The sequence below is a fragment of the Ruegeria sp. AL3 genome, assembly GCF_056536065.1.
In genome coordinates this window covers 997782-1010702 of record NZ_JBQFJG010000001.1, presented here as the reverse complement: position 1 = coordinate 1010702, position 12921 = coordinate 997782, and the positions used below count along the sequence as shown (strand labels likewise).

13 protein-coding genes and 1 tRNA gene are annotated in these 12921 nt (G+C 57.8%); 6 read left to right on the top strand and 8 right to left on the bottom strand.

The window, feature by feature from the left end:
* Positions 1–12 precede the first annotated feature (12 nt).
* Positions 13–549, top strand: a complete 537-nt coding sequence (locus ACR3E6_RS05090; RefSeq protein ID WP_210093163.1) for an SRPBCC family protein — start codon at positions 13–15, stop codon at positions 547–549.
* A gap of 47 nt (positions 550–596) precedes the next feature.
* Here the strand turns inward: ACR3E6_RS05090 and ACR3E6_RS05085 are convergent, their stop codons facing one another.
* Positions 597–1334, bottom strand: a complete 738-nt coding sequence (locus ACR3E6_RS05085; RefSeq protein ID WP_480486134.1) for an endonuclease/exonuclease/phosphatase family protein — start codon at positions 1332–1334, stop codon at positions 597–599.
* Positions 1335–1434: 100 nt separating this feature from the next.
* Here ACR3E6_RS05085 and ACR3E6_RS05080 point away from each other — a divergent pair, with 100 nt between their 5' ends.
* Positions 1435–1788 (top strand): hypothetical protein, encoded by a 354-nt coding sequence (locus tag ACR3E6_RS05080; protein ID WP_480486132.1) that lies wholly within the window; start codon positions 1435–1437, stop codon positions 1786–1788.
* On the opposite strand, the gene ACR3E6_RS05075 is transcribed toward ACR3E6_RS05080, so the two are convergent.
* The 4 genes from ACR3E6_RS05075 to ACR3E6_RS05060 all read right to left on the bottom strand — a co-directional run bounded on the left by ACR3E6_RS05075 (position 1779) and on the right by ACR3E6_RS05060 (position 6222).
* Complete coding sequence (locus ACR3E6_RS05075; RefSeq protein WP_480486130.1) at positions 1779–2705, bottom strand: DMT family transporter; 927 nt, start codon at positions 2703–2705, stop codon at positions 1779–1781. The two genes, ACR3E6_RS05080 and ACR3E6_RS05075, sit on opposite strands and share 10 nt — an antisense overlap.
* 151 nt (positions 2706–2856) lie before the next feature.
* Positions 2857–3879, bottom strand: a complete 1023-nt coding sequence (locus ACR3E6_RS05070) for an aspartate-semialdehyde dehydrogenase (RefSeq protein WP_480486128.1) — start codon at positions 3877–3879, stop codon at positions 2857–2859.
* A 95-nt stretch (positions 3880–3974) separates the two neighbouring features.
* Entirely contained in the window at positions 3975–5060 is a 1086-nt protein-coding gene (locus ACR3E6_RS05065; RefSeq protein ID WP_480486126.1) for a glycosyltransferase family 4 protein, read from the bottom strand.
* Positions 5050–6222, bottom strand: coding sequence for an MFS transporter (locus tag ACR3E6_RS05060; protein ID WP_480486124.1), 1173 nt, complete (start codon positions 6220–6222; stop codon positions 5050–5052). Before ACR3E6_RS05060 ends, ACR3E6_RS05065 begins: the two co-directional genes overlap by 11 nt.
* A 141-nt stretch (positions 6223–6363) precedes the next feature.
* Here ACR3E6_RS05060 and ACR3E6_RS05055 point away from each other — a divergent pair, with 141 nt between their 5' ends.
* Positions 6364–7506: a DUF3095 domain-containing protein gene (locus ACR3E6_RS05055; protein WP_480486122.1), complete on the top strand. Its 1143-nt coding sequence runs from the start codon at positions 6364–6366 to the stop codon at positions 7504–7506.
* 4 nt (positions 7507–7510) lie between these two features.
* On the opposite strand, the gene ACR3E6_RS05050 is transcribed toward ACR3E6_RS05055, so the two are convergent.
* Positions 7511–8281 (bottom strand): HpcH/HpaI aldolase family protein, encoded by a 771-nt coding sequence (locus tag ACR3E6_RS05050; RefSeq protein WP_171724051.1) that lies wholly within the window; start codon positions 8279–8281, stop codon positions 7511–7513.
* 232 nt (positions 8282–8513) lie between these two features.
* Between ACR3E6_RS05050 and hpaR the strand changes: the two genes are divergently transcribed.
* Together hpaR and ACR3E6_RS05040 are read left to right on the top strand one after the other, a co-directional pair.
* A complete protein-coding gene (gene hpaR, locus ACR3E6_RS05045) occupies positions 8514–8948 on the top strand; it encodes a homoprotocatechuate degradation operon regulator HpaR (protein WP_171206457.1) in 435 nt (144 codons plus the stop codon).
* A 607-nt stretch (positions 8949–9555) separates the two neighbouring features.
* Positions 9556–10254: a fumarylacetoacetate hydrolase family protein gene (locus ACR3E6_RS05040; RefSeq protein WP_171635793.1), complete on the top strand. Its 699-nt coding sequence runs from the start codon at positions 9556–9558 to the stop codon at positions 10252–10254.
* Positions 10255–10257: 3 nt separating this feature from the next.
* Here the strand turns inward: ACR3E6_RS05040 and ACR3E6_RS05035 are convergent, their stop codons facing one another.
* Both ACR3E6_RS05035 and ACR3E6_RS05030 read right to left on the bottom strand, forming a co-directional pair.
* Positions 10258–11478 carry a winged helix-turn-helix domain-containing protein gene (locus ACR3E6_RS05035; protein ID WP_480486119.1) on the bottom strand — a complete coding sequence of 407 codons (1221 nt, stop codon included), beginning with the start codon at positions 11476–11478 and terminating at the stop codon, positions 10258–10260.
* Entirely contained in the window at positions 11475–12500 is a 1026-nt protein-coding gene (locus tag ACR3E6_RS05030) for a LacI family DNA-binding transcriptional regulator (protein ID WP_171635491.1), read from the bottom strand. Before ACR3E6_RS05030 ends, ACR3E6_RS05035 begins: the two co-directional genes overlap by 4 nt.
* Before the next feature lie 115 nt (positions 12501–12615).
* Between ACR3E6_RS05030 and ACR3E6_RS05025 the strand changes: the two genes are divergently transcribed.
* A tRNA-Arg gene (locus tag ACR3E6_RS05025) sits at positions 12616–12692 on the top strand.
* Positions 12693–12921: the final 229 nt, after the last annotated feature.

The window sequence follows — 12921 nt, the reverse complement described above, 5'->3', positions numbered from 1 at the left end:
TTGGAGCCTGCCATGAAAGTCATCAAGCGCATCTTCGCAGGATTGGTCGTTTGTATTCTGGTTCTGGTCGCGGTTTCCTATCTGTTGCCGGGAAAGGCGGAAGTTTCGCGTAGCATCGCGATCGACGCGCCGGCAAGCGCCATCTTTCCGTACGTGAATTCGATGCAGGAAACCGAAAAGTGGTCTCCGTGGCTGCACCGGGACCCCGAAACCAAACTGACCTATTCCGGCCCTGCCGCCGGAGTCGGGAACACTCTGAACTGGGCGTCGGATCACCCGCAGGTCGGTACGGGATCACAGGAAATCGTCGAAAGCGTGGAAAACCAACGGGTCAAAACGGCGCTGGATTTTGGCCCGATGGGTACTGCCACAGCGTCCTTCATCCTTGAGCCTGACGGGGCGGGAACCAGAGTGACCTGGGGGTTTGACTCGGATCTGGGTCTGAATCCCATGTCCCGCTGGATGGGTTTGATGATGGATACGTGGGTGGGCGAGGACTATGACCGTGGTCTGACCAATCTGAAAGCACTGGTTGAAAACCAAAGCTAGGCTGCTTGTTTTTGGGAAAGCATGCGGAGGTGTGCTTGACCGAAGCCCTAGCCCAGTCGAAACCGGGCAAGCTTTCCCAGGTGATCGGATCCCATGAAGGGGCGCAGCTCAACTGTTCCGGTTGTGCCTTTGGGGAACAACAGGTTGTCTATCGGCAATGGGATTTTCCAACTGCCGAGGTTGTGGGTGTTCAGGACGGTTCCAAAGCTTTGGTTGTTTGCGGCTGCTCCGATCCGTCTGACGCTTTCGCCCCAGGGCACCATATTGAAATCCCCGGCAATCAGAACCGGTCCTTCAAGTTGGCTGATGCGGTCGGCAATCACCTGGCTTTGTCTGGACTGGTCGTAAGGAAATGGCCAGTTCAGATGAACTGAAACAACCCAGACCAAGTCACCGCCGGGCGCTTTGACCTGTAACCCCACAAGCCCATAACCTTGCAGACAGAACTCGGAATTCTCGACAATCGGCAAGGTCGTCAGGATGGCGACGTTTTGTTCGGGGCGGAATTCACAGATCACCTGTTCGGGGTAATGCTCGAACAGGTTGCTCATGTACTTGCGGTTGTGGCTGGAGACTTCCTGCAAGGTCACGATCTGAGCGTCTGATTCAAGGATATCATCGGCCAGCGAATACCGGGGCCAGGCTTTGCTCATCAGGTTCTTCTGGTACAGCGTCAGGCAGGTGTCGTCACAATCGTACGAGGGCGCGGCAACGCTGGCCGCGATGGACCCGATGGCAATCCCGGAAAAGACCAAGGTGGCCAATGCAAGATATCTGGCGCGCATGAAAAGAAGAATTACCGCGCAGGGGAGAAGCAAAACACCAGCCTGAGGCCGGAGCAGAGCGATTGAATCTCCCACGGCAAAAACCTGCCCCGTAAAGCCAATGACGACCAGTATCATCAGAACGCATGTGCATCCGATGGTCAGGGTTCTGGCAATCCTGCGTCTGGTCAAAATGTGCATGCCCTGCCTCTTTTACCTTGCACCGGGCGGTTTTTTCCGGACTTCCGACATCCGCCACGAACAAGGTTCAGTTTTAGGTGGCAAGCGTGTCTGGTTTTGTCAACAGGTTGGCGATTTTCACCGCGCGCAAGACTGTACCCTAACCGAGGTTCATAGCGCAGCCATGATGGATGCGGGTGATGGACCGGAAGGTGCCGATTTGGTGGAAGAGGTGATCCGAGCCGGTTCTGCTGAGCGCATTGACGGGCCACCTCGGGCGCGGACTCACCTGTGACGTTGACTGCTGATCACGGTGGTAAAGGTTCGTGTTGCGCGACTTTGTGCAAGTGCAATGGCGCTCAAAACCAAGGCACAGGCCACTGCTTGCGCACCTGTGATTGTTTCACCGAAGGCAAAAACGCCCACGGCAAACATTGTCGGCAGTTCAATGCTGCCGATAACGGCCGTGCGCGATGCCCCGATGACAGGGGAACAGACGGTGTAAATCAGCTGGGGAACCAGTGCCGTCATAAGACCGATCCCGACGATCAGAAACCAGTCACTGCCGCCTGCTGGCAGGACTTCGCCAATTTCCGAAGAGATAATCAAAGGGGTTAGCCCGACGACCGACCCCAACGAAACCGACGCTATCCTGGCCAAAGGAGCAATTCGCGAAAGACGGTGTACAAGCACGCATATGCCGAAGCCAAATCCGAAAGGTGCAGCCAAAGAGACAAGCAGCGTTGGAATTTGGTCAATCGGTACGGATGCCGGAGACCCTGCAATGCCTGCCGCAAGAACAATCAAACCGGCCGCAACAAGGCTGCGCCGCGTCGGCGGATCGGCGAATATCGCCCAAGCGATGATGATCGTAAACACCGGGTAGGTCATGTAAAGAACACCCACCGTTGATGCCGGCACTGTTTCAAGTGCGGTAACATATCCGACCCACCCAAGCCCCATGACTGCCCCCGCAGCCATACCCCAGACTATTTCCCGCCGGTTTGAACGATGCTTCAGAAGGGTTGGCAACAATAGGATCGCCGTCAAAATGTACCGATAAAACGCAACTGCGTAAGGCGCGAGTCCCTGGTCAGTGAGTCCACGGCTGAAATAGGGTACAAAGCCAAAACAGATGGATGCAAAGAACACTCCCGCCCCGGCAAGGGCATAGGGTATTGGATCGTGCTTGGTTGATGTTGATTGGCCCATCTTAGACACCTACCATGCAGCATTTCCGTTGGCATCAGCAACCTGACCGAACCGTCACGTCGTCTGTAAACCAGCTATTGAGAAACGCAAAAAAACCCGCTGAACAATCAGCGGGTTTCCTGGTTTTCAAGCTTTGACGAAAATCGGGATGTCAGCCCTTTTTCAGAACCTCGCGGCCCAGAAGTTCCGCGATCTGCACCGCGTTCAGGGCGGCGCCCTTGCGCAGGTTGTCGCTGACGCACCACAGGTTCAGACCGTTCTCAATGGTCGAATCCTGGCGGATACGGCTGATGAACGTGGCGAAATCGCCCGCGCATTCGATCGGTGAGACGTAGCCACCCGCTTCGCGTTTGTCGATCACCATGATGCCCGGCGCTTCGCGCAGGATATCGCGGGCTTCGTCTTCGTCCAGGAATTCCTCGAATTCGATGTTCACGGCCTCGGAATGGCCGACGAAGACCGGAACGCGGACGCAGGTCGCGGTGACCTTGATTGACGGGTCGACGATCTTTTTGGTCTCGACAACCATCTTCCACTCTTCCTTGGTCGAGCCGTCTTCCATGAAGACGTCGATCTGCGGAATGACGTTGAAGGCGATCTGCTTCTGGAATTTCTTCGGCGGCACGTCCGTGGTGGGGTTGTAAACCGCCTTGGTCTGATCCCAAAGTTCATCCATGCCTTCCTTGCCCGCGCCCGACACCGACTGATAGGTCGACACCACGACGCGCTTGATCCTGGCGCGGTCATGCAGCGGCTTGAGCGCCACCACCATCTGCGCGGTCGAACAGTTCGGGTTGGCGATGATGTTCTTGTTCTTGTAGTCGTGGATCGCCTGCGGGTTACATTCCGGCACGATCAGAGGGATCTCGGGGTCATAGCGATACAGCGACGAGTTGTCGATCACCACACAGCCAGCCGCAGCCGCCTTGGGGGCATAGGTCTTGGTTGCGTCCGAGCCGATGGCGAACAGGGCCATGTCCCAGCCGGTGAAATCGAAGGTGTCGATGTCCTGGGTTGTCAGTGTCTTGTCGCCAAAGCTTACTTCCGTACCCAGCGAACGACGGCTTGCCAGCACGGCAAGTTCATCGACCGGGAACTGGCGTTCCGCCAGAATGTTCAGCATTTCGCGGCCCACGTTACCCGTGGCGCCGGCGACAACGACGCGATAGCCCATTTCATGTCTCCAAAGTTAAGGACGCGCGTTCATAGCCGCGTTGCAGCAAAGAAAAAAGGGCTATCACGGGTGAATTGGCCGAATTGACGTCGATTTTAACCCGAATGCGCTTTTTCACCCGTGTTCAGCAAAGACCGATAGACCCGCACGATGGCCTCGGCCTCACCTTCGATTCGAAAATGCTGCTCGACACGCTGTCTTGCGGCCTGACCGGATTGCACCAGCTTGTCCGGATCGCTCAACATCTGTTCCAGTGCTTCAGCCAGCGCCCCGGCGTTGTCCTTTTCGATCAAGCGGCCGGTTCTCCCGTCCTCGATCTGGGCGCTGAACGCTCCGACCCCGTGGCAGGCGATTGCAGGCACGCCGGAGGCCATCGCCTCAAGCGGTGTAAGGCCGAACCCTTCGTGACGGGCCGGGGCCACGAACAGGTCAAGGGCGCGGTAGGTTTCAACGATCTCCTCCCAAGGGCGCTCGCCCAGGAAGTGCACCCGTTCCGACAGCCCGGCAGCTTTGAGTTTGGCTTCCTGCTCCTGTTGGAACGCTTCAAATTCTTTGGTGGCGCGCCCGGTGAACACGATGCTGGCGTCGGGATGGTTCGGCAGAATCTCGATCGCCGCATCCACCAGCAGATCGACACCTTTCTGAGGTCGAATACGCCCGAAACACCCGATCAAGGTCCCTTCCGGCAGCCCCAGCTTCTGCCGCAGGGCGGTTTTGTCTTCGGCCGGGTGAAACAGTTCGGTGTTCACACCGTGCATGATGACGGTTGCGGGATGTTCCAGAAACGACGCCGCTTGCGGCGTTGTGGCGATCAGCGCATCCATCTTCGAAATCAGCCACTTGGTGAACCCCGAATGATTTCGTTGCGCAGCCGAGGTGAACAGAAGTTTCAGATTGCGTCGCAGCACATGTTTCAGAAACAAACCCATCAGCATTTCGGTGTTGCGCCGTGCATGCCACACCCGGAGCGTTCTGTTCGAAAGGAACGGAATTTTGATCAACCGGATATGGGGCAGATCACCCGGCAGGCCGGGTCCCGTGGCGACGATCCTGATCATATGCTTTTGAATCGGCAACAGGCGGATTACGGTTGTGGTGACGCCGGAGAGGCTGTGTTTCAGGTTCGGCGCTATAACCTCGATATCCTGCACGGCTTGCTCCGCAATTGCTTCAATCCACATTATCCTGGCTGAATAGATAAATCACGCAACCGATGGCAAGGGTTACCGCAAAAAACCCGAAAATCGCGGTGTAGGGCGCGGTTGTTCCAGCCTGGGCCGTGGCGGCATGAATGCGCCCGGTGACAAATTGGGCGATGCCGACCCCTCCGATTCCGAAAAGGTTCAACAGGGTTACGCCTCGGCCCACCAGATGGGCGGGAACGAAGGCCCGACCATGGGCCATGATGACCGGAAAACTGGCCCCGGTGAACCCTATGATGGCCAACAGCAGAACGGACAGCCATGTGGCATGGTCGATCCAAACGCAAAGCAGGGTCAGCGCCACGACACCCAGCGCGTTGCCCGTGAAGATAACCCACTTCCGAGTGCCGAAGACACGATCCAGCGGTCCGTAGACAAAGGTACCGGCGATCATCGCAGACCCCATGACCAGTGTCGCAGTGCCGATCTGGGTGGTGCTGAGCCCGAAGACATCGTTTAGATACGGCCCGGCCCATAGCCCGCGCAGTGCGGCAGAGGGCGCATAGGCCACCAGCATCAAGGGCATGATCAGCCACAGTGCAGGCTCTTTCAGCAGGTCCAGAAGTGAACCTTTGTGTTCCGTATCAACCTTCGCTGGATCGCGCAGGCTCAGCCAAATACCCAAAGCAATCGCAGCAGATATAACGGCCAGCCCAACCATGGTGGCGCGCCATCCCATCCATTCGACAGCCAGCGCAGTCGGATAGGAGGCCACGAGATTGCCCACCGAGCCAACACCCAGCATGACGGCGGCCAGTGTCGCGAATTTCGCGGGCGGGTATTCGCGGGCAAAGATGAAATAGGAAGCCATCAGAACCGGAGAGCACCCAACCCCGATCAGGCCCATGGCAACACTGACATGCAACGGTGAGGTCGCGACCGCAAAAATTGCGGATCCTCCTGCGCCGCCAACCAGAAGAAGCGCGGCTGCGGTCAGCCTGGGCCCAACCTTGTCCAGCGCCCAGCCGACCGGGATTTGCATTGCAGCGAACACCAGAAACCAAAGGCCGGATGCAAAGGCCAGATCTTCGGGTGTAGCGCCGATGTCGCGTTCAAGATCCAGGCTGAGCACAGCCAGAAATGCACGGAAAAACTGGCTGAGCACATAGCCCAGGCACAAAACCACCAAACCCGCCTGCATATTCCGCCTCTTTTCCGCTTTTTCGCAAGGAATGCTTGGCACGCAATGATGCAACGCACAAGCATGTGTACTATGTTTCAAAACGAGGACTCGGGCCGCATTCCGGCTATCATTGCCAGAAGTTTGATTTCGAGGGGGAAAATGAAAGACCTCCATTCCGCATTTTACGAAAACCTGTCCCTGTTGAGGGATTTCACCCGTCTGGCGGATCCGGCGCAGTTTTCGCCGGTGCCCGACGATTGGTTTCTGGGAGTTGCCGACATCGTCGATTCAACCGGCGAGATCGCGCGGGGACGATACAAAACCGTCAACACCGTGGGGGCTGCTGTTATCTCGGCGATGATAAACGCGATGGACGGCAAGTTGTTTCCCTATGTCTTTGGCGGCGACGGGGCGGCGTTTGCGATCCCCCCCAGCGAAGTTGAAGCAGCGCGGGATACTCTGTCAGCCATGCGGCGCTGGGCGGAAGAAGAGTTTTCCATGCCGTTGCGTGCGGCGCTGGTGTCGGTGGCGGATATCCGAAAAGCAGGCAGGGACTTGCGCGTCGCTCGTTTTGCGCCCTCTTCCGGGGTGGATTATGCCATGTTCTCGGGCGGAGGCTTGGCCTGGGCCGAGGCAGAGATGAAAGCGGGCCATCACATTATCGCGCCTGCCGAACCGGGTGCGCAGCCGGACCTGACAGGCCTGTCATGCAGATGGTCAAACAGCCCGGCGCGGCACGGTCAGATCGTGTCACTGGTCGTTGAACCCACTGCGTCGGCAACTGAACGCGACTTTGCCGACCTTGCGCAATCGGTTCTGTCCGCGTCAGAAGAGCTGGAGCGCGCAGGTCATCCGGTGCCTGTAAATGGTCCGCCCATGACGTGGCCGCCCCCCGGCCTCGACATTGATGCGCATGTTTCGCGCAACGGGCGGAATTTGTTTCTGCACAAGCTCGTTCTTCTGGTTCAGAACCTGCTGATCGCGATATTGTTCAAAACACGCAAGAAGCTGGGACAGTTCGAACCCGAACATTACAGGACGATGGTCAGCAGCAATGCCGATTTCCGCAAGTTTGATGACGGCCTGAAGATGACGTTGGATTGTGACCCGGCCACTTTGCGACAGATCGAACACTTGCTGGAAGAAGCACGCGGGCGCGGCAAAATCCGATACGGTCTGCACGTGCAGGACGAGGCGATGATGACCTGTTTCGTCCCGTCAGCCACACGGGACGATCATGTGCATTTCGTCGACGGTGCCTCGGGCGGATACGCCCAAGCCGCAGCGGCCATGCACCGTTGAGCGGTTAGTCGGCTTTCCATCGTGCGGCGAGATCACGTGCCGTTTGCGTCAGAAGCATCACATCAATGCCAACCGCCAAAAACTGTGCGCCCATATCCAGATATGCCTGACGGGCCTCGTCATTTGTGGCCAGAATGCCCGGCGCTTTGCCTGCGGCCTTGATCCGCGTCAGTGCATCCCGGATAACCGCGCGCACCTCGGGTGCCGCGCTGTTGCCCTGATGGCCCATATCGGTCGACAGATCAGCAGGGCCTATGAATACGCCATCCACGCCTTCAACATCAAGAATGTCGTCCAGAGCAGCAATTCCGGCGCGGGTTTCCACCTGCAACAACAGGCAAATCTCCTGATCTGCGGTCTGAATATAATCTCCGACCGATCCGTACATCGTCGCCCGCGATGCCATCGCGCCCACGCCACGGACACCGGCAGGGGGATAACGGCAGGCCCGAACCAGATCTTGCGCCTGCTTGGCGCTTTCCACGATCGGAACCAGAATGGTTTGAGCACCCGCATCCAGAACCATCTTGATCAACCAGGTCTCACCCACGGGAACCCGCACAACCGCATGAGAGTCGCTTGCCGCAAGTGCCAGAAGCTGGTCCCGGATCGACCGGATATCGTTAGGGGCATGCTCTCCATCGATTACCAGCCAATCAAAACCCGCGGTTCCCATCATCTCGGCCGCTGCGGGCTCGGCAAAGCTCATCCAGCACCCGATCTGCGTTTCTCCCTTTTTCAGAGCCTGTTTGAACGCGTTTTGCTGCGCAGCCATACTGTTTCCTTTGTTGCAAAATCTTCGGCGCGACGTGGTCGCGAAAGTGGCCGTTTCCACATCTTCTTCCGTGGCGCGAAATTGTCCAGTTTTAATGCAATTTGGCGTCATCGGATTGACGGCGGCAAAGGCGCGCCACGCAAGGGTGGCGGCGCCCCTGCGGTTCTTGTGCTTCAAACCGAAAGCCGAGGGTTCCCTTGCGTAAATCACGGATTTCGGCGATAATTTTGGCATGACCGACGACCTCCCACTGACGTCGCGATCTTTGCCCATTGCGCTTTTGCGGGCGCGGGAAAAGGTTATGGGACCCATCCGAGCAATGCTGGCCGACGCCGGTGTCACCGAACAGCAGTGGCGCGTGTTGCGCGTATTGAACGAAGAAGGCCCGCAGGAACCGACGCATATTGCCGAACGCGCCTGTCTGTTGTTGCCAAGCCTGACACGGATATTGCAGAAACTGGAGCATCGCGGCCTGATCTCCCGACGATGCCATCCGGCGGACCGGCGTCGCCAGATTGTCGAGATCGGTGAGCGTGGCGTTCAGATCATTCATGCCAATCAGCCCGCCAGCATGGCACAGGCGAAACGCATTCGTTCCCTTCTGGGGCCGGAAAAACACGAATTGTTGCTGGATCTTCTGAACGAGTTGAACGACCTGGATACCTGATGCCGGTCGCAGAACATGGGTGTCATCTGCAAGGACCCCGCCGGAGATTTTAGGGGCGATCTCCGACGGGGTGGCCAGACTTGGATTTGGGTTAGGCCTGGCCTGAGGCCGGTTACGTCACGCCTTGCCTGACGGTCCGGCCTGCGCATCGGAGTATTGAAGAGCCGGAAATGTGGCTCTGACTAGGGTCTTTCGGCCCTTGGGGGAAGGGCCATGCACCTATGCTCTCCGAAACAGACTTAGGCAATTGCCGATCGTTACGTGGGTCCGCAAGTGGTTTCCTCGCGTCACTTTGGTCGCTTATGGTGCCAAGGGCGCGGTGTTGCTGTCTTCGCATCTCCTAAGATGGATGCGTCAAACCAGTCTTCCTCAGTACCTAGCCCGACTTTCGTCTGAGCCAAGTGTTAACCCGATTTGTTTGTACCTTGATGCGTCCATAAAGACGGATATGCACTTGTTTTGATACGGCGGTTTTCTTTCAGGTCAGAATTGAGCAGGTTCGCGCTGAAACAACTCTTGGATAGCGGCGAAATCCAGCGCGCTTTCCCGGCTTGCCGACTGTTCTGGCAGGCGTAAGATGACGGCAAAGCAATATTCAGGAACCAACATGTCGAACAGTGTGTTTTCCCTTCCCGATCCAATCACCATCCCCATTGTTGGCGAGACCGCAGGGTATCCTGTTGGGCGCATTTTCTGCGTCGGTCGAAACTACGCGGCCCATGCTGCCGAGATGGGGAATGAAGTGGATCGCGAAGCACCTTTCTATTTCACCAAATCTGCGCCAAACGCGATTCTGACTGGTTCGACCGTCCCGTATCCAGCCGGGACCGAGAATTACCATCATGAGATGGAATTGGCATTGGCGATTGGAAAGCCTGTGTTTCGGACCACCCGTGCGCAGGCATGGGATGCTGTCTACGCCTATGGCTGTGCGCTTGATATGACCCGCCGCGACCTGCAAATCCGCGAGCGAAACAAGCAGCGACCCTGGGATCTGGGCAAAGACGTCGAAAACGGAGCGGTATTCGCACCGCTGACGCCCGCCGCTGCCTGGTCACCGGACGAAAACAAACACATCCGCCTCAGTGTAAACGGCGAACTGCGCCAGAACGCGACACTGGAAGAGCTGATTTGGAAGATAGACGAAATCGTTGTGCACTTGTCCGGTTTTTACCATCTGCGCCCCGGCGATCTGATCCTGACCGGCACGCCCGCTGGCGTGGGCCCGGTTGTAGCAGGAGATGTTCTGACTGGTGAAATCGATGGGCTGGAGCCGATTCAGCTCACGCTGTCTGACGTCGAATAGACCCTATTTAGGGTCTTTCAGCCAGTCAATTGCGAACTCTACATGCGTGACGCCTGCCAGCCTACGCACCCTGTCCAGCTCAGCGTTCAGGCGGCGGGTGCGGGCGTCAGACCAGCGCACTCCGCGTTCGGGCCAGAGCGCTTTGACATGCAGCAGGTCGCGATCGCGATGCGCCTTCATGTCGATCCGGCCGATCAATCGATCGCCTTCAAGCAAGGGGAAGACGTAATACCCATATGTGCGCCTGTCTTCGGGCACGAAAATTTCGATGCGATAGTGAAAGCCAAACAGCCGCTCGGCCCGGTTTCTGTCCCGAAGTATGGGGTCAAACGGGCTGAGCACTCGGATCCGACCGGGCGGTTGCGGCAAGTCGGTTGCCCGATCCATCAATTCAGGGCGGGCAAAGGTTTTGCGCAGGCGTCCATCGGCGCAAGTGACCTCGATCTCTTCGATATTGCCTTGAGCCAACGCCGTGGCACACCAGTCTTTGGCTTCGGCGGTGGTAACCGTGCCCCAGAACGCGGCCAGCTCGCCGGACGTGGCAAAGCCCAACCGGTCCAGCGCTGCGTTGCACAGCCAATCCACGGTCGCCGTCGCATCACAGGCCATGTTCCCGGGGCACAGGCGGGTTTCGATCACACGTTCAGTCAGATCATACCGTTTCTGAAACCCGTCGCGGCCCACAACGGTCAGGGCCCCGGAACGCCACAGAAACTCCAATGCGGTTTTTGACGGGTGCCAGTCCCACCAACCGCCCGAGCCTTTCTTTTCATCCTTGCCAACGTCTGACGAACACACGGGCCCGTGGTCGCGGATGTGTTGCAAGACAGTCTCGAACTGTTGCTCGAACCCATCCCGCCGCCAGTTCTTCCAGCGTGCCTTCAACAGATCCGCATCACGCTGAAAGCGCAGATGCCAGTGCGGATAGAACGACATGGGGATTACGGCCGCATCATGTGTCCAGTGTTCGAACAGCGCTTTTTCCCTTTCATAGAGCCTTTTCAGGTTGGCGCTGCGATACGCAGGCCGTCGGGAAAACAGGATCATGTCATGAGCGCGGGCAACGGTGTTGATGCTGTCGAGCTGCACGAACCCCAACCGCTGGACAAGGTCAAGAAGCCCGGCGCACTTGGCCGCGCCCGCAGGCTGTTCGGCCAAAGCATGGCGATCCAGGAAAACGGCGCGGGCCGTCCGGTTGTCGAGCCGCTTCAGGGGCGCATTCATCGTCGTTTCAGAGTGTCGCCATAGCTGATCTTGGGGGTCAGCGTGACCCGTGTCTCGATTTCGGCCTCCGGGTCCTTCAGGCGTTCAGCGATGATCTGCGCGGCCTGACGTCCTATGTCCAGACGACAGGCATCCATCGTCGCCAATTTGCGCGGAAGACCCTGCAAAAGTTCCACGTTGTTGAACCCCGCCAGACCGATCTGCCCCGGGATATCCACGCCTTGCTCCAGCAGGTACAACAGACCACCAGCTCCGATCATGTCGTTGGAATAATACAGGAAATCCAGATCGGGTGACCGATCAAGCATGGCCTGTGTCATCTCGCGCCCTTTGGCCAGGGCAGAGCCACCGGAATAGAACTCGCGATCTTCGATCTCGATCCCGTGTTTGCCCAGCACTTCCGTAAACCCTTCAAAGCGTTTTCGGGCGCGGTGATCCAGCGGCATCTTGGTGCCCATAAAGCCGATATGCTGATACCCGGCCTTCAGGATCGCCTGCGCCATTTCGCGCCCGGCGCGGCGATGCGAGATGCCGACCATCGCGTCGACAGGTTTGCCGTCGGTATCCATGATCTCGACCACCGGAATGCCAGCCGAATCCAGCATGGCGCGCGCCGCGTCGGTGTGTTCCAGCCCTGCAATGATCACGCCCGAGGGTCTCCACGAGAGCATCTCGTACAGCACTTTTTCCTCTTTTTCGGGCAGATAATCCGTCACGCCAACCACGGGTTGCAGTTCGGTATCTTCGAGCACCTGATTGATGCCGGTCATCACCTCGGGAAATACCATGTTCGAAAGTGAGGGGATGATCACCGCGACCAGGTTGACCCGGCTGGATGCCAGGGCGCCCGCGATCTTGTTGGGGACATATCCCAGCTCTTTGGCGGCGGCCAGAACGCGGGTGCGGGTGGCGTCGGACACATCCCCCCGGTTACGCAGAACCCGGCTCACCGTCATCTCTGAGACACCGGAAGCCTCGGACACATCACGAAGGGTAAGCGGGCGTTTGGTTTCACTGTTCACGGGAGGCACCTGCGTTGTTGTTTTGTCCGATGCTAGCGTGAACAGGTCGGTGTGTACAACAATTGTGCAAAGGCGATGACAACCCGGAAAATCCCGGTTACAGAAGGCAGGGCGCGGCCCCGTGGCTCAACTGGATAGAGCAGCCCCCTCCTAAGGGGCAGGTTGCAGGTTCGAATCCTGCCGGGGTCGCCAGTTTTCCCAGATTGACGTTTGACATCCAAAGTCCGTTTTTACGACAAAAAACGGTTTTTTTGAATTGCCCTCGAATCTACCTTCCTTTTAGCGCAGTTCTTTCAACAACTTGTGTGTCGTGGATCGGTTCGTTCATTTCGGCCGGGTTCGATGGCGCAACCCAACCAGGATGCGTTGACACGCAGCACGTTAGTTGTTCCCTAATCGTTTCACAGGTTCCGGAACCTTT

Coding starts and splice junctions, on each gene's coding strand:
- ACR3E6_RS05090 (WP_210093163.1), top strand. CDS start 13: ATGAAAGTCATCAAGCGCATCTTCGCAGGATTGGTCGTTTGTATTCTG.
- ACR3E6_RS05085 (WP_480486134.1), bottom strand. CDS start 1,334: ATGCGCGCCAGATATCTTGCATTGGCCACCTTGGTCTTTTCCGGGATT.
- ACR3E6_RS05080 (WP_480486132.1), top strand. CDS start 1,435: ATGACGACCAGTATCATCAGAACGCATGTGCATCCGATGGTCAGGGTT.
- ACR3E6_RS05075 (WP_480486130.1), bottom strand. CDS start 2,705: ATGGGCCAATCAACATCAACCAAGCACGATCCAATACCCTATGCCCTT.
- ACR3E6_RS05070 (WP_480486128.1), bottom strand. CDS start 3,879: ATGGGCTATCGCGTCGTTGTCGCCGGCGCCACGGGTAACGTGGGCCGC.
- ACR3E6_RS05065 (WP_480486126.1), bottom strand. CDS start 5,060: ATGTGGATTGAAGCAATTGCGGAGCAAGCCGTGCAGGATATCGAGGTT.
- ACR3E6_RS05060 (WP_480486124.1), bottom strand. CDS start 6,222: ATGCAGGCGGGTTTGGTGGTTTTGTGCCTGGGCTATGTGCTCAGCCAG.
- ACR3E6_RS05055 (WP_480486122.1), top strand. CDS start 6,364: ATGAAAGACCTCCATTCCGCATTTTACGAAAACCTGTCCCTGTTGAGG.
- ACR3E6_RS05050 (WP_171724051.1), bottom strand. CDS start 8,281: ATGGCTGCGCAGCAAAACGCGTTCAAACAGGCTCTGAAAAAGGGAGAA.
- hpaR (WP_171206457.1), top strand. CDS start 8,514: ATGACCGACGACCTCCCACTGACGTCGCGATCTTTGCCCATTGCGCTT.
- ACR3E6_RS05040 (WP_171635793.1), top strand. CDS start 9,556: ATGTCGAACAGTGTGTTTTCCCTTCCCGATCCAATCACCATCCCCATT.
- ACR3E6_RS05035 (WP_480486119.1), bottom strand. CDS start 11,478: ATGAATGCGCCCCTGAAGCGGCTCGACAACCGGACGGCCCGCGCCGTT.